Below are 22,950 nucleotides of genomic sequence, written 5' to 3'. Positions count from 1 at the left end.
ATGCCTGCTGAGGGTCCGCGCGACGCCAAGCTCAACTCAAGATGGCTCACAATCGTCGGCATCGGCGAGGACGGTTTAGCGGGTCTCGGCGACGAGGCCAAGCAGCGCATTGCCGGGGCCGAGTTCGTCTTCGGCGGCAAGCGCCACCTTGCGCTGGTGACGCCGCTCATCAAGGGCGAAGCTCGGCCTTGGCCAACGCCCTTCGACGCGGACATGCGCGACGTGCTGGCGCTGGCCGGCAAAAGCGTCTGCGTGCTCGCCTCCGGCGACCCGTTCTTCCACGGGGTTGGCGCCACCCTCGCCCGCAAGGTGAGGACGCAGGACATGCATGTCATTCCCGCGCCATCGTCGCTTTCGCTGGCTGCATCCCGCCTCGGCTGGGCTTTGCCGGATATCGAGACCATTTCCCTGCATGGCCACTCGATCGACCTGATCCGGCCGCTGCTGCACCCCGGCACACGCATCCTCGCCCTGACCTCCGACGCCGAGGCGCCGGCCGCCATCGCACGGCTGCTGACCGAACTCGATTTCGGCAAATCGAAGCTGACCGTTCTGGAGGCGCTGGGTGGCAGAAACGAGCAAGTCCGCGAGGCGCGCGCGAATACTTTCGAACTGCAAACCATCAGCCCGCTCAACGTGCTGGCGATCGAAGTTGACTCAACTCCGGATGCCCGAATCCTGCCGCTGACATCGGGCCTTGGCGACCATCTGTTCGACCATGACGGCCAGATCACCAAGCGCGAGATACGCGCCATCACCTTGTCTGCGCTGGCACCGAGGCGCGGCGAACTGCTGTGGGATATCGGCGCCGGTTCCGGCTCGATCGGCATCGAATGGATGTTGGCCCACCCCTCGATGCGCGCCATCGCGATCGAGGCCGATTCGACCCGTGCCGCCCGCATTCATCGCAACGCTGCTGCCTGCGGCGTACCCGGTCTTGTCGTCGTGGAAGGTTCGGCGCCGAAGGCGCTAGCCAAACTGGACACACCCGATGCCATCTTCATCGGTGGCGGTGGCAGCGATACCGGCGTGCTCAGCGCAGCCATTAAGGCGCTACGCGCCGGTGGCCGCCTGGTGGCCAATGCCGTGACGCTGGAGATGGAGGCCTTGCTGCTTGCCCAGCACACCAGGCACGGCGGCGATCTGACCCGCATCGCCATATCCCGGGTTTCCCCGGTCGGCTCGATGCAGGCATGGCGGCCGGCCATGCCGGTCACCCAATGGAGCTGGGTGAAGCCATGATGGTTGCAGGCATCGGCAGCCGCAAGGGCGTCAAAGCAAGCGAGGTGCTTGCAGCGATTGAAACCGCGCTGGAGGCACACGGGCTGGCGATGACGGCGCTGTCCGCCCTGGCGACCGCCTCTCTCAAGCAGGACGAACCGGCAATCTTCTCCGCTGGGCGCGAACTCGCTCTCCCGGTGATCGTTGTCGAGGACGATGCCCTCAAGGTTGCATCCTCGCGCACGCTCAGCCGCTCCGAATTGTCGGAAGCGCATGCCGGCACGCCGTCGGTGTCCGAAGCCTCCGCGCTCGCCGCGGCCGGCAAAGGCGCAAAGCTGCTGGGGCCACGCACCGTGCTTGGCGCGGTCACCTGCGCCATCGCCATCAGCGGAGATGCGCCATGACCGTCCACTTCATCGGCGCCGGCCCCGGAGCTGCCGACCTCATCACCTTGCGCGGCGCAAGGCTGCTGGCCAGTTGCCCGGTCTGTCTCCATGCCGGATCGATCGTCGCCCCGGAATTGCTGCAGCACTGCGCGCCCGGGACAAAGATAATCGACACCGCGCCGATGTCGCTGGACGAGATCGAGGCCGAATATGTCGCCGCTCACAAAGCCGGCCACGATATCGCCCGCCTGCATTCCGGCGACCTCTCGGTATGGAGCGCGGTGGCCGAGCAGATCCGTCGGCTGGAGAAGCATGGCATCCCTTACACGCTGACGCCGGGCGTGCCCTCCTTCGCCGCCGCAGCGGCAGCGCTGCGCCGCGAATTGACCATTCCCGAAATCGCGCAAAGCCTGGTGCTGACCCGGGTCTCCGGCCGCGCGTCGAAGATGCCGCCCGGCGAAACACTTGCCGGCTTCGGCCGCACCGGCGCCACACTTGCCATCCATCTCGCCATCCATGCGATCGACCGCGTCGTCGCCGAGCTGACACCGCTCTATGGCACCGATTGCCCGGTGGCAGTGGTCTTCCGCGCCTCCTGGCCGGACGAGCGCGTCATGACCGGCACGCTGGCGACCATCGAGGCGCTACTCGCCGCCGATCCGATGGAGCGCACGGCGATCATTTTTGTCGGCAGTTCACTGGCGGCACAGAATTTCGGCGAAAGTTCACTTTACGACGCCCACTACCAGCGGCGTTTTCGCGGACGGGACGGATTGTGAGCGGCAGCGCCAAGCATAAGAGCGGAAACGCAACGGTCGAGCAGGCGCTCGCGCGGCTGAATTTCAAGCCGCGTGAGCTGGAGCCCGGACACGTCTGGCTGGCCGGTGCCGGCCCCGGCGATCCCGGCTGCCTGACGCTGGAGGTGCTGGCCGCACTCGGACAATGCGACGCGCTTGTCTATGATGCGCTGGTCTCGCCCGATGTCGTTGCTGTCGCCGAGGGCGCCGAGCTGTTTTATGCCGGCAAGCGCGGTGGCCAGCCGTCAATGAAACAGGACGACATCACCGCCTTGCTGGTGCGGCTGGCGCGCGAGGGACGCCGCGTCGTCAGGCTGAAGGGCGGCGATCCCTATATTTTCGGCCGTGGCGGCGAGGAAGCGTTGGCGCTTGCGCGTGAAGCGATCCCGTTCCGCGTCCTGACCGGGCTGACGTCGGGCCTCAGCGCGCTCGCCGCCGCAGGCATCCCCGCCACCATGCGCGGCATCAACAAGGCGGTGATCCTGGCGACCGGCCACGCCGCCGGCACCGAAGACGACCTCGACTGGGCGGCAATCGCCCGCACCGGCCAGCCCGTGGTCGTCTATATGGGCATGGCCAATCTCCCCGTCATCGCCGCTTCGCTGCTCGATGGCGGCCTGGCACCGTCGACACCGGCGGCGGTGATCGTGTCCGCGACGACACCGCAGGAGCGCATCGTCGTCGCCACGCTCTCCACCATCGCTGAAGAGGCGGCCGCAGCCGGTTTGACCGCGCCGGCACTGATCGTCGTCGGCGGCATCGTCGCCATGCGCGCGGCACTGGCGGGCGAACCATGACCCGCGCCATCATCATCGGCGCGCCGCGCTCGGGCTCCGGCAAGACCAGCGTCACCATCGGCATCCTGCGCGCGCTTGCCCGGCGCGGCGTCAAGGTGCGCGGCGCCAAGTCCGGTCCCGACTATATCGACCCCGGCTTCCACACCGCCGCCACAGGGCTGTCCGGCGTCAACCTCGACAGCTGGGCGATGTCGCCGGCCTTGCTCAACGCGCTCGCCGGCAACGCAACCGAGGATGCCGATTTCGTCTTCCTCGAAAGCGCCATGGGCCTGTTCGACGGCATTCCCGCGCCGGCCGGGCGCTCCGGCTCGGCAGCCGACCTGGCACGGCTCTACGGCTTGCCGGTGCTGCTGGTGCTCGACGTGTCCGGACAGTCGACGACTGCCGCAGCGGTTGCCAAAGGCTTTGCCACCTATGATCCCGATGTGCGCATGGCCGGCGTCGTGCTCAACCGTCTCGGCAGCGAACGCCACCGCCGCCTCTGCGGCGACGCCATCGAGGCGCTCGGCCTGCCCGTCGTCGGCGCCATTTTGCGCGATCCCACGCTCAACCTGCCCGAACGCCATCTCGGCCTCGTCCAGGCCGGCGAATACGAGAACCTGATGGCGCATCTCGACCTTTTGGCCGACATGGCCGAGCGCTCGCTCGATCTCGACGCCATCATGGCGCTGGCAACGCCCTTCCAGCCGGCGCCCGGCGGCTTCGGCGATGCCTTGCAACCGCCCGGCCAGCGCATCGCGCTGGCGGAGGATGCCGCCTTTACCTTCCTCTATCCGCATGTCGCCGCCTACTGGCGCAAGGCCGGCGCCGAGATCGTCCCCTTCTCGCCGCTCGCCGGCGAGGCGCCCGACGCCAGCTGCGATGTCTGCTGGTTGCCGGGCGGCTATCCCGAGCTTCATGCCGGCCGCCTTGCCGATGCCCGGAATTTCCGGGCCGGCATGGCGAGCTTCGCTGCAACGAAGCCCGTCCACGGCGAGTGCGGCGGCTTCATGGTGCTGGGCGAAGCGCTGGAGGACGCGGCGGGCGAGACTCACAAAATGCTTGGCCTGCTCGGCCACTCCACCAGCTTCGCCAAGCGCAAGATGAACCTCGGCTATCGCGAGGCGCGGCTGCGCGCCGATTGTCCGCTGGGCAGCCAGGGCACGCTGGTCCGCGGACATGAGTTCCACTATGCGCAGATGCTTGCTGCCGGCAATGACGAGCCGCTCGCCGACCTCGCCGACGGGCAAGGCAATCCGCTCGGTGCCTCCGGCTACCGGCGTGGCCATGTCAGCGGCACGTTCTTCCATGCCATTGCGAGGGGCTAGCGGATGAAGCTCCGGAACTCGACCCTTTCGCCCCGGCAAATCCTCGACGACATCGCGCTTTGCCTGGTCTTCTTCACAAGACTGCCGCTGCCCGTCTTCGACTTTCGCGGCCGCAGCCTCGCCGCCGCGATCTGGGCCGCACCGGTCGCCGGCCTTGCCGTCGGCCTGATCGGCGCGGTCGTCTACGCCACGGCGGAACGGTTTGGCCTTGCCATGGGTCCGGCGGCGGCACTTGCCCTTGCGGCAACCATGCTCACCACCGGCTGCCTGCATGAGGACGGGCTGTCCGATGTCGCCGACGGCTTTGGTGGTGGCAAGACGCGCGGCCTGAAACTGGAGATCATGCGCGACAGCCGCATCGGCGCCTACGGCGCATCGGCGCTGGCTCTGTCGCTGCTGATCCGCTGGAGCGCGCTTTCGCAACTCGTCGACCCCACACAGGCGCTCTTTGCCCTCATTGCCGCGCACGCCGCCTCGCGCTGCTTGCTCGGCGCCTTCATGCATCTCTTGCCCTCGGCGCGGTCCGACGGCCTCTCGGCCGGCGCCGGCACCGTTTCGGTCGAAACCGCCATGGCCGGCGCCCTGCTCGGCGCGGTTCCGCTGCTCTTGCTTGGGCCCGGAGGCGCCATTGTCGCGGTCATCCTGCTTGGCCTGCTGTTTGCCGCGTTCCGCGCCCTTTGCCTCAACCAGATCGATGGCCAGACCGGCGATACGGTCGGCGCCCTGCAGCAGCTGGGCGAGATCACGATCCTGCTCGTCGCTTCCGTTTCCCTATCCTGACTCTTCCCCGGAGACTTTGCCCCCATGCCCTTCAAATCGCTTGATGAACTGCGCGCCGCTTGCCTCAACCTGCGTGCCGGCAGCGACACGGCGGCGACAGCCGTCGCCCGCCGCCAGGACACGCTGACCAAGCCGCAAGGCAGCCTTGGCCGTCTCGAGACCATCGCCGCCTGGCTCGCCCGCTGGCAGGGCCGCGACATGCCGAAGCTCGATCGTGTCAAAGTCTTCGTCTTCGCCGGCAACCACGGCGTCACCGCGCAGGGTGTGTCGGCTTTCCCGTCCGAGGTCACCGTGCAGATGGTGGCGAACTTCGCCGGCGGCGGCGCCGCCATCAACCAGCTTGCCCGCATCGCCGGCGCCGAACTCGACGTCATTCCCCTCGATCTCGACCATCCGACTGGCGACTTCACGCAAGCCGCGGCGATGGACGAGACGGCATTCCTCGCCGCCGTCTCGGCCGGCTACGATGCGGTGACGAACGATATCGACCTCGTCTGCTTCGGCGAAATGGGCATCGGCAACACCACGCCTGCGGCAGCGATTTCGGCGGCACTTTTCGGTGGTGGCGCGGAGAAATGGACAGGACGCGGCACCGGCGTCGACGATGCCGGCCTGAAGCGTAAGGTCACGGCAATCGAAGCCGGCCTGAAGCGCCATGCCGAGGCTCTGACCGACCCGCTGAAGATCGCCGCCACGCTGGGCGGCCGCGAACTTGCCGCCATCTTCGGCGCCACGCTCGCCGCGCGCCACAACAATGTGCCGGTGCTGCTCGACGGCTTTGTCTGCAGCGCCGCCGCTGCACCTTTGGCTCGGTTGCACCCGACCGGCCTCGCCCACACGCTCGCCGCCCATGTCTCGGCCGAATCCGGCCACCGTCGTCTGTTGGAGGCGCTCGGCCTGCAGCCGCTGCTCGACCTCGGCATGCGGCTCGGTGAAGGCTCCGGCGCCTGCCTGGCGGTCAACATCGTCCGCTCGGCGCTCGAATGCCACGCCCGCATGGCAAGCTTTGCGGAAGCCGGCGTATCGGAAAAGTAAACCCGGTCAGATTTTCAACGCTGCTGGTGCATTTGAAGACAGCGAGCGTGGCCGCTCTACTTGCGACCACGCTTTCGCAGGACGAACAGGTCCGGTGGACAGCGGATCACGGGCCAAGAACAGCGTTAACTGTTCGTTAGCTACGCTGTCCTAATTTGAGACATCCGACGGCAGATCATCGTCGGGTAGAGGTCGCGCTAGTTTTTCGGACCCAGCCAAGCCCCGCCAAGGCTAGCGCGGCCACTACTTTTAAAGCAAATTTTCCCGTATGCAACTCATACGTGCGATTAACCTTACTACCTAACCTTAAAGTTAACGACCGCGGCTTTGAGCAGGCGGCGACCAACGGGCCGCCTCCCCCGTTCATCTGCGACGAGACCGCTGCCTGCGGACGCCAATATCGCTTTTCGATTCGGCCGCGTTTTTGAACCCGGGAAACGCTGCTTTTGAACAAGAACGTTCACGTTGACGCGAGCCGCCTCACGTCCCATCGTTCCAGGGTCTTTTCCACCAAGTTTTTGAAAAATTTGGTGGGTGCGCACAGGATTGAACTGTGGACCCGCTGATTAAGAGTCAGCTGCTCTACCAACTGAGCTACGCACCCACTCGGCCGGAAAACCGGCGTCGGCGGGCATATAGCCGCCGATCTCGGGGATGTCCAGCCCTGCCGGAATCATTTCCCGACAAATCGACCAGGCCGCTTGCGATCAAACGAAAAGCTTGCCTTCCGCCACCCTGATGGCATGGCCGCCAATGCGGGCGGACGCCAGTTTTCCGCCTTCGACATTGAGTTCGAGCCGGATGCGCGACGGCCGCCCCATTTCCAGCCCCTGCTCGATCCATAGCTGCGAAATGCCGTCCGTCGGACCGTCGAAATGCATGATGGCGCCGGCAAAGGCGGCCGCCGCGGAACCGGTCGCGGGGTCTTCATAAGAAGGGCTGCCGGGCACGATCATGCGGACATGGAAAGCGCTTTCGTGGTTCACCGTCTCGCGGCAGTAGACATAGGGGCTGGCGAACGCCCAGTCGCTCTTGCGCGGCGCTAGCTCCGACCAGGCCTGGTTGTCCAGTCTGATCCGCGCCGCCGCTTCAAGGCTGGCAACGGGGATGGTCACGTAAGGCACGCCCGCCGACCAGAACGAGACACGGTGATTCTCGAAGCCAAGCTCGTGCGGCCCGAGGCCAAGTGCCGCGCCGATCGCCTCCGGGTCAGCGGACAGTTCCAGCCGCTCCGGCAGCTTCGCCAGGTCGAACTCGGCGAAGGTGGCGCCATCGTGTTTGCTGACGGCGCAGCGCACCGGACCGATATTCTCCTCCAGCACGAAGATGCCGGCGGCCTCGCCATCGCCGGCCCGTTCGGCAAGCGCGATCGCCGAGCCGACGGTCGGATGGCCGGCGAACGGCATTTCGTAGTCAGGCGTGAAGATGCGAATGCGGGCACGATGCTTCGGATTGTCGGCCGGCAGCACGAAGACCGTCTCCGACAGGTTGAATTCGCGCGCGATGGCCTGCATCGCGGCCGTGTCCAGTCCTTTGCCATCCAGCACGACAGCCAGCGGGTTGCCGGCCAGCCGCTCGGTCGTAAACACGTCGTAAAGCAAGTAGTTCCGGGTTTGCATTCTTGCCTCAATCCAAACATGGGCGAAATTTAATTTGAAATTTGAACCACAAAGCCTGATCTGTGCACAGATAGGGACATTGCGCATTATAGGGGTCCGGCTTGGACCAGCTTGTCAATCCGCCAAAGGCGGAATCGGACTCCGCCATCGAAACGGCGCTTGGGCTTGATCGGGGCGGTCTGAGGAAGAAACGCCGCCGTGGCTGGCTCTACGCGCTGCTGGCACTGATCGCTGTTGCCGCCGGCGTCGGCGGCTACCAATGGTATGCCGCGGCGCCCGCCAAGATCGACTATACGACCGTGCCGGCCGCCATTGCCGACCTCACCGTCGCGGTCTCGGCCACCGGCACGCTACAGCCCCTCACCCAGGTCGATATTTCCAGCGAATTGTCCGGCGTCGTCCGTTCGGTCTCGGTCAACGAGAACCAGCAAGTGAAGAAGGGAGACGTGCTGGCGGCGCTCGACACCGCCAAGCTGGAGGTGCAGATCGAGCGCGCCCAGGCGTCCGCCAAGGCAGCGGCGGCGAGCCTCGAGGACGCGACGGTAACGTTGAAGGAAAACGAAAGCGCACTCACCCGCGCGGCAGCGCTGACCAAGCGCGGCATGGCGACGGACCAGTCGCTCGAGGCGGCCACAGCGACGCGTGACCGCTCCAAGGCAGCGCTCGACAGCGCCGAAGCCAATCTTGCCATCGCCAATGCCGACCTCAAGGCGCAGCAGACGGATCTGGCCAAGAGCACCATCTATGCCCCCATAGACGGCATCGTTCTGACGCGCTCGGTCGATCCCGGCCAGACCGTCGCCTCCTCGCTGCAAGCGCCGGTGCTGTTCATCATCGCGGCCGATCTTAGAAACATGGAGTTGAAGGCGGCTGTCGACGAGGCCGACATCGGCGCGGTCAAGACCGGCCAGCATGCGCGCTTCACCGTCGACGCTTTCCCGGAGCGGCCCTTCGACGCCGAGATCCGCGACATTTCCTACGCTTCCGTCACCACCGATGGCGTCGTCACCTATGACGCGCGCCTCGAGGTCGACAACAACGAGCTTCTGCTCAGGCCGGGCATGACCGCCACCGTTTCGGTCGTCACCAAACAGGCCAAGGCGTGCTTACCGTGCCGTCCACCGCCTTCCGCTACCGGCCGGCGCAAGCCGCCGCCCGTAGCTGGAGCCTGAGCGACCTGTTCACCGGCCGCATGGGTCGCCCCGGCGGCAACCGCCAGCGCCAGGCAACGACGACCCCGACCGACGGCTCGCGCACGCTCTACGTTCTGGAAAACGGCCGGCCGCGTGCCGTCAACGTCAAGATCGGCTCCACCGACGGGGAGTTGACCGAGATCATTTCGGGCCTGGATGAAGGCGCTGAGGTCATCACCGGCTCGCAGCTGCGGAGCTGACCCCGTGCCGGGCCCCGTCCTCATCAGCTTCGACAAGGTCTGGAAAACCTATGGCCAGGGCGAGGCCCGGGTGCATGCGCTGGCCGGCGTCGATCTGGCCATCCGCAAGGGCGAGTTCGTCGCCATCATGGGCCCGTCCGGTTCAGGCAAATCGACGGCGATGAACATCATCGGCTGCCTCGACACGCCGACGGCGGGCACCTACAGTTTCGAAGGCATCGACGCCGGACGGCTCGACCGCAATCGCCGCGCCCTGCTGCGCAACCTCTATGTCGGCTTCGTCTTCCAGGGCTACAATCTTTTGCCGCGCACCACGGCGGCCGAAAATGTCGAGCTGCCGCTGATCTATCGTGGCGTCGCCAGAAGCGAGCGCCGTGCGCTTGCCATGCAGGCGCTGGCGGAGGTCGGCCTTGTCGGCCGCGAGCATCATACGCCGGCCGAACTCTCCGGCGGCCAGCAGCAGCGCGTGGCGATCGCGCGCGCCATCGTCACGCGGCCGACGCTGCTCGTCGCCGACGAGCCGACCGGCAATCTCGACACCGCCCGCACGCATGAGATCATGGAATTGCTGACGCGGCTGAACGCCGAGCTTGGCCTGACCATCGCCATGGTCACGCACGAAGCCGACGTCGCCGCCTATGCCGAGCGCACCATTCGCTTCCTCGACGGCCACGTCGCGTCGGACTCCGCGAAGCTGGAAGTGGCCTGACCGATGATCTGGGAAACCGTCCGCCTCTCGCTGATCTCCATCCGCCGCAACGTGCTGCGCTCGTTCCTGACCTTGCTCGGCATCGTCATCGGCGTCGCCGCGGTCATCGCCATGCTGACCATCGGCTCCGGCACCACCGAGAAGGTCAAGGCCGACATCTCCAAGCTCGGCAGCAATCTGCTTGTCGTCCGCTCCGGCCGCCCGGCCGGGCCCGGCGGACCGGGCGGGCTCGACCAGGTGGTGCGTCCGCTTGCCGAAACGGACCTTGCCGCGCTGGTCGCCCATCTCAGCGGCGCCCGCGCCATCTCGCCGGCCTCGCAAAAACAGGTGCGTGTCATCTTCGGCACCGAGAGCCTGACCTCGGGCGTCACCGGCACCGACAGTGCCTATCTCGATGCCCGCGACTGGAAGCTGGTTTCCGGCCGTCCGTTCAGCGATTCCGAAACCCGCTCCGGCACCGGCGTCTGCTTGGTCGGCGAGACGGTGCGCCAGCAATTCTTCGGCGCCGGCAATCCCGAGGGCGAGATCATCCGCGTCAACCGAGCGTCCTGCAAGATCATCGGCCTGCTCGAGCCGAAGGGCTATACCGGCTTCGGCCAGGACCAGGACAATGTCGTGCTGATGCCGCTTGCCGCCTATCAGCGCCGCATCGCCGGCAACCGCGATATCGATTCGATCTACATCGCTGCCGACGATCGGACGCCGACCACCGAATTGCAGCCGCGTGTCGAGGACATCTTGCGCGACACGCGCCGCATCACACCGGACCGCGATGACGATTTCTCGATCCGCGACATGACCCAGATCGCCGACGCCATGGCGAGCGCCACCACGACGATGACCGGCATGCTGGGTGCCGTCGCCGGCGTCAGCCTGCTGGTCGGCGGCATCGGCATCATGAACATCATGCTGGTCTCTGTCACCGAGCGCACCCGCGAGATCGGCATCAGGCTCGCCATCGGCGCGCATGAGAAGCACATCCTCATACAGTTCCTGGTCGAGGCGACGGTGCTGTCGCTGCTCGGCGGCATTATCGGCATCCTCATCGGCCTGGCGCTGGCCGCCATCGCCTCGGTGGCGCTGACCATCCCCTTTGCGCCAAGCCCGGCGGTCATCCTGCTCGCCGTCGGCTTTTCGGCGCTGATCGGCATGGTGTTCGGCTTCTTCCCGGCGCTACGTGGTGCAAGGCTCGACCCGATCGACGCGCTGCGGCACGAATAGAGCAGCCGCGCCGGAAACCTGTCCGCCGCCCCGATCCGACTATGCACAGGCTTTGACGTTTCCGCCCCGCGCACCACTGTCGCCGCTCGGTTTGCGATGGTAGTGCAATTCACCCTTGGGTGGAGGAATGCACATGAGCAAGAAGGCGCGGCTGATCCTGGTGCTGGTGATCATCGAGGCGGCCCTCGCGGGCCTCTGGTGGTACCTCGCCCGCTATGGCATGGAAAATCCCGATCGCGTCACTGCCGAGTTCCAGCAGGTGGTCGGCCAGACCATGGGAACGGCAATGGGTGCGCTGCTCGGTCTCGGCGTCATCCTGTTCTTCGTCGCCGCCCGCAACGACCGCAAGGCGGCGCATGGCAAGGGGCAAGGCTGACCGTCAGCCAAACATGGAAACAGGGCCAGCGGCCCGTCAAAACGGCAGTCGCGCGTTTTCTTTGACCTCCTTCATGACAAAGAAAGTCCGGGTCTGCCGAACGCCTGGTAGCGCGATCAGCTTCTGCCCGTGGAGCTTGTTGAAATCCGCCATATCGCGAACTCTTATCTTCAACAGATAGTCGAAGTCGCCGGCCACGAGATTGCAATCCAGGACTTCCTTGAGCTTGTGCACGGCCTCTTCGAAAGCAGCGAAGCTTTCAGGTGTCGAGCGGTCGAGCACGACGCCGACCATCACCAGCGCGCCAAGCCCTACCGCAGCTGGCGCGATCTCCGCCCTGACCCCGGTGATGTAGCCCTCTTCAAACAGGCGTTGCGTGCGCCGATGGCAGGTGGCGGCGCTGACATTCACGCGGGCCGCCAGATCGGCATTGGTCAGCCGTCCCTCGGCCTGAAGGGCACGCAGAATCCTGACGTCGATGCGGTCGAGAGTTTCAGTGGAAGATTCTTCCATTTCTGGGCGCTCAAGTGGACGATCAGGCCAATCATACTGCAATTGTGTGGGATGTGTGTAAATTTCATGAGCAAGTTCGAGAGCACCTTTCGCAGGAGTCCGCCTATAATCAACCCATAGAAAATGACCACGGCGGAGTCTGATGTCGATGTCACTTCTCGCAAAGTTTGAACGTTATCCGCTGACCTTCGGCCCGACGCCTATCGAGCTTCTGCCGCGGCTGAGCGCGGCGTTAGGCGGGAAAGTACAGGTTTACGCAAAGCGTGATGATTGCAATTCCGGGCTCGCCATGGGCGGGAACAAGCTGCGAAAGCTCGAATACATCGTGCCTGACGCGATCGCATCCGGCGCCGACACGCTGGTGTCGATTGGCGGCGTTCAGTCGAACCACACGCGGATGGTCGCCGCGACAGCAGCCAAAATCGGCATGAAGTGCGTGGTGATCCAGGAAAAATGGGTGCCCCACTACGATGCGGTCTACGACCGGGTCGGAAACATTCTGCTGACGCGCCTGATGGGCGCGGACAGCCGGCTCGTCGACGACGGCTTCGACATCGGCATCCGCAAGAGCTGGGATGACGCGATCCAGTCGGTGAAGGACGCCGGCGGCAAGCCCTATCCGATCCCGGCCGGCGCCTCCGTGCACAAGTTCGGCGGGCTGGGCTATGTCGGCTTCGCCGAGGAGGTGGCCAGCCAGGAAGCCGAACTTGGCTTCACTTTCGACTATGTCATCGTTTGCGTTGTGACCGGGTCGACGCAGGCCGGCATGATCGTCGGCTTCGCCGCGCAAAACCGCGCCGACCGGGTGATCGGCATCGACGCCTCCGGGACGCTCGACCAGACCCGCGCCCAGGTCCGCCGCATCGTCGACGACACCGCTACACTCGTCGGTCTGGGCCGCGCCGTCCGCGACGACGAAATCGTCATCAACCCCGACTATGCCTATCCCGCCTATGGCGTTCCGTCGGACGCTACGAACGACGCGATCCGGCTGGCGGCCCGCACGGAGGCCATGATCACTGATCCGGTGTACGAGGGAAAGTCGATGCAGGGCCTGATCGACCTGACCAGGAAAGGCTTTTTCCCCGAGGGTTCAAGAATTCTCTACGCGCATCTCGGTGGCGCGCCGGCCATCAATGGCTACAGCTACTACTACAAGGACGACGGCCCCACCCTTCCGAACCGTCCGAAACCGGCTGCTGTCCCTGTGGGCGAACCTCGCATTGGGGAAAGCACGAGACACGACGCCCTACCGCCGCTCTTTCCGTAATCCGGCTTCCGTTCAGGCGGTCAACGAAACGACGGGGCGCCGCTCGGGTTTTGGCCGCTGCCCGCGAAGTGCCACTCGATGAGCGGCTTCATGTACCCCATCAGTCCTTCCGGCAGGTCGGAAGCATGGCGGATGATCACCGGGCCTTCGATCTCCGGCTCCGCTTCGGCCGCAACGAAGGCGCTGATGCGCCGCGCCAGTTCGTCAGCGGATGCAGTCTCGCGGTAACGGCGGAAGATCACCGTGCCGCTTGGTGTCGATAGCGCGTAATAACGCTGGCCGCGTTGCGCACCCGACAGATCGATCCCGGTCTCCTCGCCCACTTCGCGCATCATGTTGAAATCGACATCGACGAGGCCGTCGCGGAAATCGATGGGTTCGAACGAGCCGGCGGCGAAATAGACGCGGCCGGCATTGACCGTGTGCGGACCCATGCGGATCGCCACCAGCGCATTGTCGGCGGCGACCAGCATGGCATGGGCATAGGCATGCTCGGCACCCGAATTCTCGCGCCGCTTACGCCAGAGCATGAACGTGGAGTAGTTGACCGCATGGCAGCGGCCAACCAGGCGTCGGTCGCGATAGGCAAGTGCGGAGAGCAGCACCACTGTGCCATCGAAAAGCGCGGGATTGGCCTCTATCTCGCGCTGCCAGTTCTCGGCGATCGCCCGTTCGTTGTCGCGCGCAAAGGGATGCGGGCCGGGATCGAGCCGGACGTCGACGGCGTCGACCGGCAGGATGACGTTGCGCGGCAGGTCGAAGCTCACGTTCAGGCCATGTCCAGCGTGATCGCCACCGGGCAGTGGTCGGACGCCTTCGGCCGGTCCCAGCCGGCGCGCGGGAAGCGATCGACCTCCTGGCCCGCCGGAAAGATGGTGCGCCAGGGCTGGCCGCTGCGGATGATGTCGGGAACGGCCGTCGCGTTCTTGGCCGCCAGTCCCTTCGACAACAGGATGTAGTCGAGCTGGCACAGATGCCGCTCCTGCGGCCCGCGCGTGTGGTAGAAACTCCAGCGATCCATTTCCGGTCGCCGCTCGACGACGTTTTCGCAAAAGCCGCCGGCGGTCAAAACGTTGATGCAGGACTGGCTCTCGTCGATCACCTGGAAGCGGTAGCCATCGAAACTGTCGCCCTCGATCTTCACCCGCTGCCGGTAATCGTTCATGTCGCCGCAGATCGCCCAGCGCTTGTCGGCGGCATGCTCCTTGCCGAAACGCTCCTCGATGATGCGGCGCACCGCTTGCGCCTCCGCGATGCGGATCGGCATCGTCGCCTCGCGTCCATCCAGCCCGTTGCGGGGCGAGCCCATCGACTTGAAATGCACGAGATAGAGCGTCAGCGGCACGCCGCCCACCGTCAGGTCGATCTCCAGGCAGTCGCGGCGGAAGATGCGCTCATTGGCGTCGTTTCCGAGTGCCGCCAGTTCCGGCGTGTGCAGCCCGAACTGCTCGTAAGTGACATAGGCGTGGCTGGTCATGCGCACGAATTCGATCGGCTGGCCCTGCGCCGTCTCGCTGCGCATCATGACGGCGACGTCAATGCCGCGTGAATCATTGCCGGCCGTGGTGTATTTCTGCCGGTAGCCCTCCCCCACCATCTTGAACAGATAGCCGTATTCGAAGGCCTTCAGCGCCTCGATATTGTCGACCTCCTGCATGCAGATGATATCGGCGCGGGTGGCGGCGATCGCCAGCGCCGTCAGCTGGCGCGTGTCGTCGGACTGGGCGATGGCGCGGGCCTGCTCGAGCATCCTGTATTCGGCCTCGCTCTTGATATCGAAGAGCGCCAGCGTGCGATCCTCGTTGAGCTGGTTGCGATAGCCGGAGAAATCGAACCTGTTCATCAGGTTCTCGACATTGAAGGTAGCGAGGCGCAGCGACATGGCCGTGACCTTTGCCCGCAAGCGGGCACGAAGACAAGAGCCGGATCTCTGCCCGCCATGGTTGATCGCCATGGTTGACGGAACCTTTCCGTTCATCCTCCGTTCAGACGGAAAGTTCCATCAATAGGCTTCTTGCCGGGTAATCTGGGCGTGGGGCCTTGTTCTTCGGAGAGTGCCATGAAACCGCTCTTTTTGTCTTCTGTCAGATCCGGTCTGATGACCTTGGGTCTTGTGGCGGGCCTGACGGCTCCGTCTCTCGCCGGCCCGATCCTGCAACCCGATCTTTCGACCCCGGCCAGTTCCGCAGCGTCCGGAATCACACCCGTGCGCGACGAATGGGCTGGCGGCAACGACCGGCAGGTCTATCAGGATTGGCGTTGGCGCAACCGTGGCGGCAATTTCCGCGAGCGTCGTTTTTCCCGCAACTGGGACAATGGCGACAACTGGCGCTGGAGACGTTACCATCACCGCCGTCATTACCATGGCGGTGACGCGCTTCTGGGACTGGGCCTCGGCCTGGGTCTGGGCAGCCTAGCCTACGGCAATTACTACGATCCCTATCCGCGCTACGTTTACCCCCGCCGCATATACCGGTCGTCCAGTGCCCATGTCCAGTGGTGCTACGATCGCTACCGCTCTTACCGGGCGTGGGACAATACGTTCCAGCCTTACCATGGTCCCCGCCAGCAGTGCTGGTCGCCCTATAGCTGAGCGGCAGATACAGGAATGCCAGGCGGCGTCGCACGATGCGGCGCCGCTTTGCGTTCGGCGACCGGTTCCGACAAAGCCGATCGACGCTAACGCTCTGTTTATCAGGCCGGTTTATCGACTGGTCTGATCGAGCGCTTCCCGAGCGACGATCGCACCCCTGGAATCCCGCACGATGGCCGAGGACGAAAACAGAGACAGGCACCGGCAGCGCGTGCTCAAGGGCGCGTCGATCCTGACCGGGCTCACCAACTCCGAAGTCAAATGCACGCTGCGCAACATGCATGCGGGCGGCGCCGAACTCAAAGTCCCGGTCGGCGCGCGCGCCGGACGAGTTCCTGCTTTATGTGCCGACCGACGGAATCGGCTACAAGGCCGTGGTCCGCTGGCGCCGCGAGGACCGCATCGGCGTCGAGTTCACCGGCACCGAGCCGAAGCCGCATTGGCACTACGGCTGAACGTCGGCCTTCGGCGAACCAGCTCTCCACCGCTTGAGCGGAAAGAAAAAGCCGGCGGATTGCTCCGCCGGCTTTCGCAGCAACCATAAGTAGCGAATTAGTTCTTGGCCTTGTCGACCAGCTTGTTCTTGGAAATCCACGGCATCATCGCACGCAGCTTGGCACCGACTTCCTCGATCTGGTGGTTGTCGTTGTTGCGGCGGATGCCTTTGAAGCGCGACAGGCCGGCTCGGTATTCCTGCATCCATTCCGAGGTGAATTTTCCGGTCTGGATGTCCTTCAGCACGCGCTTCATCTCGGCCTTGGTGTCGGCGGTGATGATGCGCGGACCCGAAACATATTCGCCCCATTCGGCGGTGTTCGAGATCGAGTAGTTCATGTTGGCGATGCCGCCCTCATAGATCAGGTCGACGATCAGCTTGACCTCGTGCAGGCACTCGAAATAGGCCATTTCCGGCGCGTAGCCGGCTTCCACCAGCGTCTCGAAGCCGGCGCGGATCAGTTCGACCAGGCCGCCGCACAGCACCACCTGCTCGCCGAACAGATCGGTCTCGCATTCCTCGCGGAAGTTGGTCTCGATGATGCCCGAACGGCCGCCACCAACGCCACAGGCGTAGGACAGCGCCAGATCGAGCGCGTTGCCCGAAGCGTCCTGGTTGACGGCGACCAGGCACGGCACGCCGCCGCCCTTCTGGTATTCGCCGCGCACCGTGTGGCCCGGGCCCTTCGGCGCGATCATGACGACGTCGACCGACGCCTTCGGCTCGATCAGGCCGAAATGCACGTTGAGGCCGTGCGCGAAGGCGATTGCGGCGCCGTCGCGGATGTTCGGCGCGATCTCTGATCTGTAGATGTCGGCCTGCAATTCGTCGGGCGTCGCCATCATCATCAGGTCGGCCCATTTGGCGGCTTCCGCCACGCTCATCACCTTGAGACCGTCGGCCTCGACCTTCTTGGCGGTCGCCGAGCCAGCCTTGAGGCCGATGGCGATGTCCTTGGCACCGGAATCCTTGAGATTGAGCGCATGTGCCCTGCCCTGGCTGCCATAGCCGATGATGGCGACCTTCTTGCCTTTGATCAGGTTGAGATCGGCATCGCGATCGTAATAGACACGCATTTTCGTCTTCCTTCCCGTTTGGTATCAGAGGCCTTGTGGCCCGGTTTTTGCTCCGAAAAGAGCGAGAAACTGTTGCGTCGCCCGGGCGGCATCGCCGCCGATTGTCGCCTCAGTCAATTCCAGCCGGTCGCCGAGCAGCAGACGGATCTGCACGTCGCGGGCGACCAGCCCGAAAAAGCTCCGGAACGCCGTTTCGGCATCCGAAAAGTCGAGAAGCCCGGCCTGACGACCTGCTTCCAGCACCGGCTTCAGGCGCCGGGCCAAAGCGAAGCGGCCATTTTCCAGCACGACGGCGCCAAGATTGTCCTTGCCCGATCCGGCATGGCTGACCGCCACCCGGTTGAGCGCGATCGAGGTGTCGCTTGAGATCACGTTGAGCCAGTCGGAAGCGAAGCGCTCCAGGCTCGCGGTCAGCGAGGCGAGGCCGAGCCCCTTGCCGTCGACCGCCGCCACGCGCACCTTCGAGGCTTGCCATTGCACCGTTGCCGTCAGCAGCCCGTCGCGGTCGCCGAACCATTTGTAGAGCGTTTCCTTGGAGCAGCTTGCGCGGCGCGCCACCGCCGTCATGGTCAGATTATCGCCCTCCTCGACCAGCAGGCGAAGTGCTGCATCCAGCACGGCCTTCTGCCGCTCCGTCAGCGCTTCACTGGTGTCGATATCGGCGCTTGCCTGCAACACGTCTTCCTGCCCAACAATCGCCAGCCGCCCAAGCAGCGTACCGTACGTTACGGTTCGGCACTTCTATGGCGCATTGCCCGGCCCGGTGCAAGCGCTATTTGTCCCAAAAGGTCCAAATCCCGGAATGCACGATGTTCATCGGATTGCTTGCACTGGTCGTTGCCGCCGCTTTCACGGGTGCCGCCATCTATGTAAGCGTCGCCGAGCAGCCGGCCCGACTTCGACTGGAAGATCGGCCGCTGTTGCAGGAATGGCAGCCCTCCTACAAGCGCGGCGCCGCCATGCAGGCCTCGATCGCGGTTGTCGCCTTTGTTCTCGGTGTCCTTGCCTGGTGGCAGACCAGCAGTCTCGCCTATCTGGTCGGGGCGGTGCTGATCATCTTGCCGTGGCCATGGACGTTGATCGTGATGATGCCGACAAACAGAGCGCTGGAAGCGATGGATGCGGCCGGCGTCAATCCGCAAGCCAGGGCATTGATCCTCAAATGGGGCAATCTGCATCTGGTTCGCGCGGCACTTGGCGCGCTGGCGACGCTGGCCTTTTTCTGGGGCAGCCACCCGGTCTGAAATCGCAGGATCTCGCAGGCCAGTTTTCCGGCGACAAGTCACTCCGGCGGTTGACGCAGCCGCCCAAGCAGTCCCGCCAATGTTTCGAGTTCATCAGCGGAAAGCCTGGCGCCAACCAGATCCGCGATAGACCTGCCATAGACGGCCCATATAAGGCGACGCGTTTCGCGTCCCTTGCCGGTGATGCGGATGGTCTGGCCGCGGCCGTCATCTGAGACCGGCAGTTTCTCGACCAGCCCGTCGGTTTCGAGCCGCGCCAGCAGCCGCGAGATGTTGTATTGCGCAAACAGGGTCCGCTCGATCAGCTGGAACGGCCGCAACCCGCCCTCGCCCGCTTCGGCAAGCTCGTGCAGCACGTCGTACCAGGCCAGCGGTGGCAGGCCGCCCTCCTTCAGCGCATCCTCAGCCTTCTCGACGAGCTGGCGCGAAACACGCATCAGGCGCGCCCAAGCCTTGATGGCCTCGGGCGAAGGGGCGGCTTTCTTGTTCATCCGAGCAGCATAGGCGATAGATGCAATTGCATCAAGCTTGACGATAGATGCTTCCGCATCTATATAGATGCATCTGCATTAACTTGGGAAGCAGCCAATGAAACGCGAAATCTGCAAAATCACCGACATCCCGGATACGGGCGGCCTGATCGATAGGACGACCGACAAGCTCATCCTGGTCAGCCATCATCTCTGCCCCTATGTGCAGCGCGCGGCGATTTCCCTTGCCGAAAAGGGCGTGCCGTTCGAACGCATCACCATCGACCTCGCCAACAAACCTGCCTGGTTCGAGGCGATATCGCCGCTCGGCAAGGTGCCGCTGCTGCGCGTCCGGCAGAACGGCCAGGAGACGGTGATTTTCGAATCGGCCGTCATCCTCGAATTCCTGGAAGAGACCGAGGCCAATCCGCTCCACCCTGCCGACCCCTATGCCCGCGCCCGACACCGCGCCTGGATCGAGTTCGGCTCGGCCATCCTCAACGCCATCGGCCGGTTCTATTCCGCTGCCAGCGAGGCCGCCTTCCGGGCCGAGAGCGAAGGCCTAGCGGCGATGTTCGATCGGATCGAGACAGAACTGGCCGATCGCACCTCCCTGGGACCGTGGTTCGCCGGCGAGCGCCTTTCCCTCGTCGATACCGTCTACGGGCCGATCTTCCGCTACTTCGATGTCTTCGACCGGATCGGCGATTTCGACATTCTCAGCGGAAAGCCGCTTGTCCGGGTGTGGCGCAAGGCATTGAGCGAACGCCATTCGGTACGGGACGCGGTTGCCTCAGACTATCCGCAGCGGCTGCATGCCTTCCTGCAGGCGAAGGGCTCGCATCTTTCGGAACTCATCCTGAGGAGCGATCAGGCCACTTCGCTTCCTGTAGCCCGATCGGCCTGAACGGATCGATCACCGTTCCTGCCACCATCGAAGCGAGCAATTGCGGCGCCGGCGGGATCTTTGCGATCGTCGCCACCAGCCTGTCGCGGATGAATGGCAGCGCCGCGGAATCTGACTGGTAGAACGGCGTGAACGCCAGCGACAGCGCCTGAAATATCCGCACGTGCCAGCGCCGCGCCCTCACATAGGCTTTCAGTGCCTCGTCGACACCGTTCGTCCTTGCCAGCGCGTGGCAGAGCGCAGCCGCGTCGAGCAGCGCCATGTTCGCCCCTTGCCCAAGCTGTGGGCTGGTCGAATGCGCGGCGTCGCCGATGATCGCCAGCCGGCGGCCGGCCGGCAGCCTCATCGTATGATGGCCATAGCGCGCCAGCGAAAGCTGGTCGAAACTGTCGATCTGGCTGGTGAAGGCCTCGCATTGCGGCCACAGCGAGACCACCCTCGCCTTCCAGGCCTCGAGCCCCGCGGACCGTACGCTTTCTGCGTCCGCCGACCTCAGGCTCCAGAAAAATGCCGCCATCCCTTCCGCGCCGGGCTCCGGCCGGCCGATCGGTAGCACGCCGACCATGATGCTGGCCCTGTCGTAGCGCTGCAGCAGCGCGTTTTCGTCAAAGCCCTCGCCACGCCAGCCGAGCGAGGCCCAGAACGCGCCATAGGCCAGCGAGCGCACCTCGCCTGGGTCGCTCAGGCACTGGCGCAGCTTCGAGCGCGAACCGCTGGCGTCGACGACCAGATCGAAGGGTCCGATCCTTCTTCCGTTGGCGCTGGCGAGCATCACACGTTCGCCGCTCTCCAGCGCCTCGATCTCGACACTGGTTTCGATGGCGATCGCCTCGCGCAGGGCGGCGCGGAACAGCACGCCGAACAGCGCCGCACGATGCACCGCCAGCCCGAACCGGCGGCCGCGCTGCGCATCGTAGCGAACGGCGAGCACCGTGCGTCCGCTCCTGGCATCCGCCCCGTGCAGGCGATCGATGCGGCTGCCCAGCGCCAGGATGTCGTCTAGCAGACCAAGGTCGGCAAGCACGGTCAGCCCGGTCGGCTGCAGGATCAGCCCCGATCCGACGGGCTTCGGCTCGTCGAAGCGCTCGAAGATGGTGACGCGGTGCCCGGCGCGTTTCAAATAGAGCGCCGTGGCCAGCCCCGCAGGCCCGGCGCCGGCAATCGCGATGTCGAGAGATTTTTGCATTGCCCGCCCAAGCCCCACCGGCGGGCACAATCCCTCAGGGGCATCGCCAAATCAACTCGGCGCTTTGACGCTTCGAGAGCCGAGTTCTGGGCTAAGCAGCGTCGAAGGTAGCGCGCGCGTCGCGCACGGCCTCATGATTGAGCTCGGCCCATTGGACCAGTTGATACAAGGGATGGAACATCGACCGTCCGAGGTCGGTCAGGCTGTATTCGACGCTCGGCGGCTTGGTCGGGAATACCTCGCGATGCACATAGCCATCGCGCTGCAGTTCAAGCAGCGTCTGCGTGAGCATGCGCTGCGAGATGTCAGGAACCAGCCGGCGCAGCTCACCGAAGCGATAGGGCTTTTCCGCCAGCGCCATGACCAGCAATGGGCTCCATTTGCCGTTGATGCCCCGCATGACGTCGCGAACCGGGCAATCGGCGAAATTGGCGCCCGCCGTCATGGCTTTGTAGATCTCGAGCTTCGATTTCAGATTGACGATCTTGCCGTCCATCGCTGGTTCCCTGCGTGTGCCTACCTCCCGAAAAACTGCCTTCTTTACGGCAACAGGTCAATTCCTATTTTAGTGCTGGTCTCTTTTTGAGACTGTCGCAGCACCCGTCGCTTCGGCGCAAAATCAGGATCTCCCGATGACCGAAACCCTTCTCGTCACCGGCGCTTCCGGCCAGCTTGGCCGCGGCGTCATCCACTATCTTCTGGACACGCACAAAGTTGCCCCTGGGCAGATCATCGCCACGACGCGCAATCCGGAGGGCCTGGCCGATTTGGCGGCGCGTGGCGTCGTTGTCAGAGCCGCCGACTTCAGCGACGCAGCCTCGCTGGAAAGCGCATTCAAGGGCGCCGACAGGGTCCTGATCATTTCGACCGGCGATCTCGATCTCAAAACCGGCAAACGCCTGAAGCAGCACGAGACTGCCGTCGCCGCGGCCAAGAAGGCCGGCGTTTCGCACCTGCTCTACACCTCGATGCCCAACCCTGAACCGGTATCGCCGGTGTTGTTTGCCGGGGACCACTACGGCACCGAGCAGGCGATCAAGGCCAGCGGCATCCCCTATACGATTTTCCGCAACGGCTGGTACCAGGAGAACCTGTTCATGGCGCTGCCGCACGCCATCGCCTCGGGACAGTGGTACACGTCCGCGGGCGACGGCCGCATTGCCCACGCTGCGCGCGACGACATGGCGGCGGCAATAGCCGCCGGCCTCGCTTCCGGCTCGAGCGAAAGCAAGACCTACACGCTGACCGGCCCGCAGGCGCATACGACGGCCGAGATCGCCGCTTTGGTCAGCGAAGTCACCGGCAAGCCGCTGGATGTCATCCAGCTGCCCGACGAGGCCTTGACCGAGGGCGTGAAAGCGGCCGGCGTCCCCGAGGAATTCGCGCGCGTCATCGTCTCCTTCGACGCCAACACGCGCTCGGGCCGCATCGCCATGGTGACCGATGCGATCGAGACGCTTTCGGGCAGGAAGCCGCAAACGCTGAGAGAGTTCCTCGAGGCGAACAAGTCCGCCTTGGCCGGTTGAGGTCTGCGGTGCGGGAAGCCAGGTAGGT

General features: G+C 64.8%; 24 protein-coding genes, 1 tRNA gene and 2 pseudogenes. 17 read left to right on the top strand and 10 right to left on the bottom strand.

What is annotated here, in order from left to right; translation table 11 throughout:
• From cbiE to cobT, 7 genes are read left to right on the top strand one after another with little or no spacing between them, the layout of a single operon-like run.
• Positions 1-1,242, top strand: coding sequence for a precorrin-6y C5,15-methyltransferase (decarboxylating) subunit CbiE (cbiE, locus tag AC04SI_RS04395; RefSeq protein WP_404275672.1), 1,242 nt, complete (start codon positions 1-3; stop codon positions 1,240-1,242).
• A complete protein-coding gene (locus AC04SI_RS04390; protein WP_488473958.1) occupies positions 1,239-1,625 on the top strand; it encodes a cobalamin biosynthesis protein in 387 nt (128 codons plus the stop codon). The genes cbiE and AC04SI_RS04390 overlap by 4 nt, the downstream gene beginning before the upstream one ends.
• On the top strand, positions 1,622-2,386 hold the full coding sequence (gene cobM / locus AC04SI_RS04385) for a precorrin-4 C(11)-methyltransferase (protein WP_404275668.1): 765 nt from the start codon (positions 1,622-1,624) through the stop codon (positions 2,384-2,386). The genes AC04SI_RS04390 and cobM overlap by 4 nt, the downstream gene beginning before the upstream one ends.
• Positions 2,383-3,201, top strand: coding sequence for a uroporphyrinogen-III C-methyltransferase (gene cobA / locus AC04SI_RS04380; protein ID WP_404275666.1), 819 nt, complete (start codon positions 2,383-2,385; stop codon positions 3,199-3,201). Before cobM ends, cobA begins: the two co-directional genes overlap by 4 nt.
• A complete protein-coding gene (locus AC04SI_RS04375) occupies positions 3,198-4,508 on the top strand; it encodes a cobyrinic acid a,c-diamide synthase CobB (protein WP_404275664.1) in 1,311 nt (436 codons plus the stop codon). The genes cobA and AC04SI_RS04375 overlap by 4 nt, the downstream gene beginning before the upstream one ends.
• Positions 4,509-4,511: 3 nt before the next feature.
• On the top strand, positions 4,512-5,288 hold the full coding sequence (locus AC04SI_RS04370; protein WP_404275662.1) for an adenosylcobinamide-GDP ribazoletransferase: 777 nt from the start codon (positions 4,512-4,514) through the stop codon (positions 5,286-5,288).
• Between the two features lie 24 nt (positions 5,289-5,312).
• Positions 5,313-6,323, top strand: coding sequence for a nicotinate-nucleotide--dimethylbenzimidazole phosphoribosyltransferase (cobT, locus tag AC04SI_RS04365; protein WP_488473957.1), 1,011 nt, complete (start codon positions 5,313-5,315; stop codon positions 6,321-6,323).
• A gap of 528 nt (positions 6,324-6,851) precedes the next feature.
• Here cobT and AC04SI_RS04360 read toward each other — a convergent pair.
• Positions 6,852-6,927 (bottom strand) — tRNA-Lys (locus AC04SI_RS04360).
• A gap of 103 nt (positions 6,928-7,030) precedes the next feature.
• Complete coding sequence (locus AC04SI_RS04355; protein WP_488473956.1) at positions 7,031-7,942, bottom strand: PhzF family phenazine biosynthesis protein; 912 nt, start codon at positions 7,940-7,942, stop codon at positions 7,031-7,033.
• A 101-nt stretch (positions 7,943-8,043) separates the two neighbouring features.
• Here AC04SI_RS04355 and AC04SI_RS04350 point away from each other — a divergent pair.
• The 4 genes and pseudogenes from AC04SI_RS04350 (at position 8,044) to AC04SI_RS04335 (ending at position 11,641) form a co-directional block, all read left to right on the top strand.
• Positions 8,044-9,335, top strand: a pseudogene (locus AC04SI_RS04350) (efflux RND transporter periplasmic adaptor subunit).
• Between the two features lie 4 nt (positions 9,336-9,339).
• On the top strand, positions 9,340-10,044 hold the full coding sequence (locus AC04SI_RS04345) for an ABC transporter ATP-binding protein (protein WP_404275654.1): 705 nt from the start codon (positions 9,340-9,342) through the stop codon (positions 10,042-10,044).
• A gap of 3 nt (positions 10,045-10,047) precedes the next feature.
• A complete protein-coding gene (locus AC04SI_RS04340; protein WP_488473955.1) occupies positions 10,048-11,265 on the top strand; it encodes an ABC transporter permease in 1,218 nt (405 codons plus the stop codon).
• 133 nt (positions 11,266-11,398) lie between these two features.
• Positions 11,399-11,641 (top strand): hypothetical protein, encoded by a 243-nt coding sequence (locus tag AC04SI_RS04335; RefSeq protein WP_404275650.1) that lies wholly within the window; start codon positions 11,399-11,401, stop codon positions 11,639-11,641.
• A gap of 36 nt (positions 11,642-11,677) precedes the next feature.
• On the opposite strand, the gene AC04SI_RS04330 is transcribed toward AC04SI_RS04335, so the two are convergent.
• A complete protein-coding gene (locus AC04SI_RS04330) occupies positions 11,678-12,154 on the bottom strand; it encodes an Lrp/AsnC family transcriptional regulator (RefSeq protein ID WP_192181050.1) in 477 nt (158 codons plus the stop codon).
• 148 nt (positions 12,155-12,302) lie between these two features.
• Here AC04SI_RS04330 and AC04SI_RS04325 point away from each other — a divergent pair, with 148 nt between their 5' ends.
• On the top strand, positions 12,303-13,424 hold the full coding sequence (locus AC04SI_RS04325; RefSeq protein WP_404275648.1) for a 1-aminocyclopropane-1-carboxylate deaminase: 1,122 nt from the start codon (positions 12,303-12,305) through the stop codon (positions 13,422-13,424).
• Between the two features lie 20 nt (positions 13,425-13,444).
• Here the strand turns inward: AC04SI_RS04325 and AC04SI_RS04320 are convergent, their stop codons facing one another.
• Both AC04SI_RS04320 and AC04SI_RS04315 read right to left on the bottom strand, forming a co-directional pair.
• On the bottom strand, positions 13,445-14,191 hold the full coding sequence (locus AC04SI_RS04320) for a hypothetical protein (RefSeq protein WP_404275646.1): 747 nt from the start codon (positions 14,189-14,191) through the stop codon (positions 13,445-13,447).
• Between the two features lie 2 nt (positions 14,192-14,193).
• Positions 14,194-15,306, bottom strand: a complete 1,113-nt coding sequence (locus AC04SI_RS04315) for an endonuclease/exonuclease/phosphatase family protein (protein ID WP_404275846.1) — start codon at positions 15,304-15,306, stop codon at positions 14,194-14,196.
• Between the two features lie 177 nt (positions 15,307-15,483).
• On the opposite strand from AC04SI_RS04315, the gene AC04SI_RS04310 reads away from it, so the two are divergent.
• Together AC04SI_RS04310 and AC04SI_RS04305 are read left to right on the top strand one after the other, a co-directional pair.
• Positions 15,484-16,017 (top strand): BA14K family protein, encoded by a 534-nt coding sequence (locus AC04SI_RS04310; protein ID WP_404275644.1) that lies wholly within the window; start codon positions 15,484-15,486, stop codon positions 16,015-16,017.
• 172 nt (positions 16,018-16,189) lie between these two features.
• A pseudogene (locus AC04SI_RS04305) lies at positions 16,190-16,472 on the top strand (PilZ domain-containing protein).
• Positions 16,473-16,569: 97 nt separating this feature from the next.
• Here the strand turns inward: AC04SI_RS04305 and ilvC are convergent.
• Both ilvC and AC04SI_RS04295 read right to left on the bottom strand, forming a co-directional pair.
• A complete protein-coding gene (ilvC, locus tag AC04SI_RS04300; RefSeq protein WP_404275640.1) occupies positions 16,570-17,589 on the bottom strand; it encodes a ketol-acid reductoisomerase in 1,020 nt (339 codons plus the stop codon).
• Positions 17,590-17,613: 24 nt separating this feature from the next.
• Entirely contained in the window at positions 17,614-18,264 is a 651-nt protein-coding gene (locus tag AC04SI_RS04295; protein WP_404275638.1) for a TetR/AcrR family transcriptional regulator, read from the bottom strand.
• A gap of 134 nt (positions 18,265-18,398) precedes the next feature.
• On the opposite strand from AC04SI_RS04295, the gene AC04SI_RS04290 reads away from it, so the two are divergent.
• Complete coding sequence (locus AC04SI_RS04290) at positions 18,399-18,833, top strand: anthrone oxygenase family protein (protein ID WP_404275636.1); 435 nt, start codon at positions 18,399-18,401, stop codon at positions 18,831-18,833.
• 38 nt (positions 18,834-18,871) lie between these two features.
• Here the strand turns inward: AC04SI_RS04290 and AC04SI_RS04285 are convergent, their stop codons facing one another.
• Complete coding sequence (locus AC04SI_RS04285) at positions 18,872-19,324, bottom strand: MarR family winged helix-turn-helix transcriptional regulator (protein ID WP_404275634.1); 453 nt, start codon at positions 19,322-19,324, stop codon at positions 18,872-18,874.
• 97 nt (positions 19,325-19,421) lie between these two features.
• Between AC04SI_RS04285 and AC04SI_RS04280 the strand changes: the two genes are divergently transcribed.
• Complete coding sequence (locus tag AC04SI_RS04280) at positions 19,422-20,210, top strand: glutathione S-transferase family protein (RefSeq protein WP_488473954.1); 789 nt, start codon at positions 19,422-19,424, stop codon at positions 20,208-20,210.
• Here the strand turns inward: AC04SI_RS04280 and AC04SI_RS04275 are convergent.
• Both AC04SI_RS04275 and AC04SI_RS04270 read right to left on the bottom strand, forming a co-directional pair.
• Positions 20,158-21,396, bottom strand: a complete 1,239-nt coding sequence (locus AC04SI_RS04275; RefSeq protein ID WP_404275630.1) for an FAD-dependent oxidoreductase — start codon at positions 21,394-21,396, stop codon at positions 20,158-20,160. The two genes, AC04SI_RS04280 and AC04SI_RS04275, sit on opposite strands and share 53 nt — an antisense overlap.
• A gap of 91 nt (positions 21,397-21,487) precedes the next feature.
• Positions 21,488-21,892 (bottom strand): winged helix-turn-helix transcriptional regulator, encoded by a 405-nt coding sequence (locus AC04SI_RS04270; RefSeq protein WP_404275628.1) that lies wholly within the window; start codon positions 21,890-21,892, stop codon positions 21,488-21,490.
• A 136-nt stretch (positions 21,893-22,028) separates the two neighbouring features.
• Between AC04SI_RS04270 and AC04SI_RS04265 the strand changes: the two genes are divergently transcribed.
• Positions 22,029-22,922: an SDR family oxidoreductase gene (locus AC04SI_RS04265; protein ID WP_488473953.1), complete on the top strand. Its 894-nt coding sequence runs from the start codon at positions 22,029-22,031 to the stop codon at positions 22,920-22,922.
• Positions 22,923-22,950: the final 28 nt, after the last annotated feature.

This window comes from Mesorhizobium sp. CNPSo 4689 (assembly GCF_057784325.1).
The sequence above is the reverse complement of the archived record's forward strand: the minus strand, read 5'-3'. Positions and strand labels throughout refer to the sequence as shown.

What these genes read in the sequence shown, in the direction of transcription:
- cbiE (WP_404275672.1), top strand. Translation starts at nt 1, where the DNA reads ATGCCTGCTGAGGGTCCGCGCGACGCCAAGCTCAACTCAAGATGGCTC.
- AC04SI_RS04390 (WP_488473958.1), top strand. Translation starts at nt 1,239, where the DNA reads ATGATGGTTGCAGGCATCGGCAGCCGCAAGGGCGTCAAAGCAAGCGAG.
- cobM (WP_404275668.1), top strand. Translation starts at nt 1,622, where the DNA reads ATGACCGTCCACTTCATCGGCGCCGGCCCCGGAGCTGCCGACCTCATC.
- AC04SI_RS04375 (WP_404275664.1), top strand. Translation starts at nt 3,198, where the DNA reads ATGACCCGCGCCATCATCATCGGCGCGCCGCGCTCGGGCTCCGGCAAG.
- AC04SI_RS04370 (WP_404275662.1), top strand. Translation starts at nt 4,512, where the DNA reads ATGAAGCTCCGGAACTCGACCCTTTCGCCCCGGCAAATCCTCGACGAC.
- cobT (WP_488473957.1), top strand. Translation starts at nt 5,313, where the DNA reads ATGCCCTTCAAATCGCTTGATGAACTGCGCGCCGCTTGCCTCAACCTG.
- AC04SI_RS04355 (WP_488473956.1), bottom strand. Translation starts at nt 7,942, where the DNA reads ATGCAAACCCGGAACTACTTGCTTTACGACGTGTTTACGACCGAGCGG.
- AC04SI_RS04340 (WP_488473955.1), top strand. Translation starts at nt 10,048, where the DNA reads ATGATCTGGGAAACCGTCCGCCTCTCGCTGATCTCCATCCGCCGCAAC.
- AC04SI_RS04335 (WP_404275650.1), top strand. Translation starts at nt 11,399, where the DNA reads ATGAGCAAGAAGGCGCGGCTGATCCTGGTGCTGGTGATCATCGAGGCG.
- AC04SI_RS04330 (WP_192181050.1), bottom strand. Translation starts at nt 12,154, where the DNA reads ATGGAAGAATCTTCCACTGAAACTCTCGACCGCATCGACGTCAGGATT.
- AC04SI_RS04325 (WP_404275648.1), top strand. Translation starts at nt 12,303, where the DNA reads ATGTCACTTCTCGCAAAGTTTGAACGTTATCCGCTGACCTTCGGCCCG.
- AC04SI_RS04315 (WP_404275846.1), bottom strand. Translation starts at nt 15,306, where the DNA reads ATGTCGCTGCGCCTCGCTACCTTCAATGTCGAGAACCTGATGAACAGG.
- AC04SI_RS04310 (WP_404275644.1), top strand. Translation starts at nt 15,484, where the DNA reads ATGAAACCGCTCTTTTTGTCTTCTGTCAGATCCGGTCTGATGACCTTG.
- ilvC (WP_404275640.1), bottom strand. Translation starts at nt 17,589, where the DNA reads ATGCGTGTCTATTACGATCGCGATGCCGATCTCAACCTGATCAAAGGC.
- AC04SI_RS04290 (WP_404275636.1), top strand. Translation starts at nt 18,399, where the DNA reads ATGTTCATCGGATTGCTTGCACTGGTCGTTGCCGCCGCTTTCACGGGT.
- AC04SI_RS04285 (WP_404275634.1), bottom strand. Translation starts at nt 19,324, where the DNA reads ATGAACAAGAAAGCCGCCCCTTCGCCCGAGGCCATCAAGGCTTGGGCG.
- AC04SI_RS04280 (WP_488473954.1), top strand. Translation starts at nt 19,422, where the DNA reads ATGAAACGCGAAATCTGCAAAATCACCGACATCCCGGATACGGGCGGC.
- AC04SI_RS04275 (WP_404275630.1), bottom strand. Translation starts at nt 21,396, where the DNA reads ATGCAAAAATCTCTCGACATCGCGATTGCCGGCGCCGGGCCTGCGGGG.
- AC04SI_RS04270 (WP_404275628.1), bottom strand. Translation starts at nt 21,892, where the DNA reads ATGGACGGCAAGATCGTCAATCTGAAATCGAAGCTCGAGATCTACAAA.
- AC04SI_RS04265 (WP_488473953.1), top strand. Translation starts at nt 22,029, where the DNA reads ATGACCGAAACCCTTCTCGTCACCGGCGCTTCCGGCCAGCTTGGCCGC.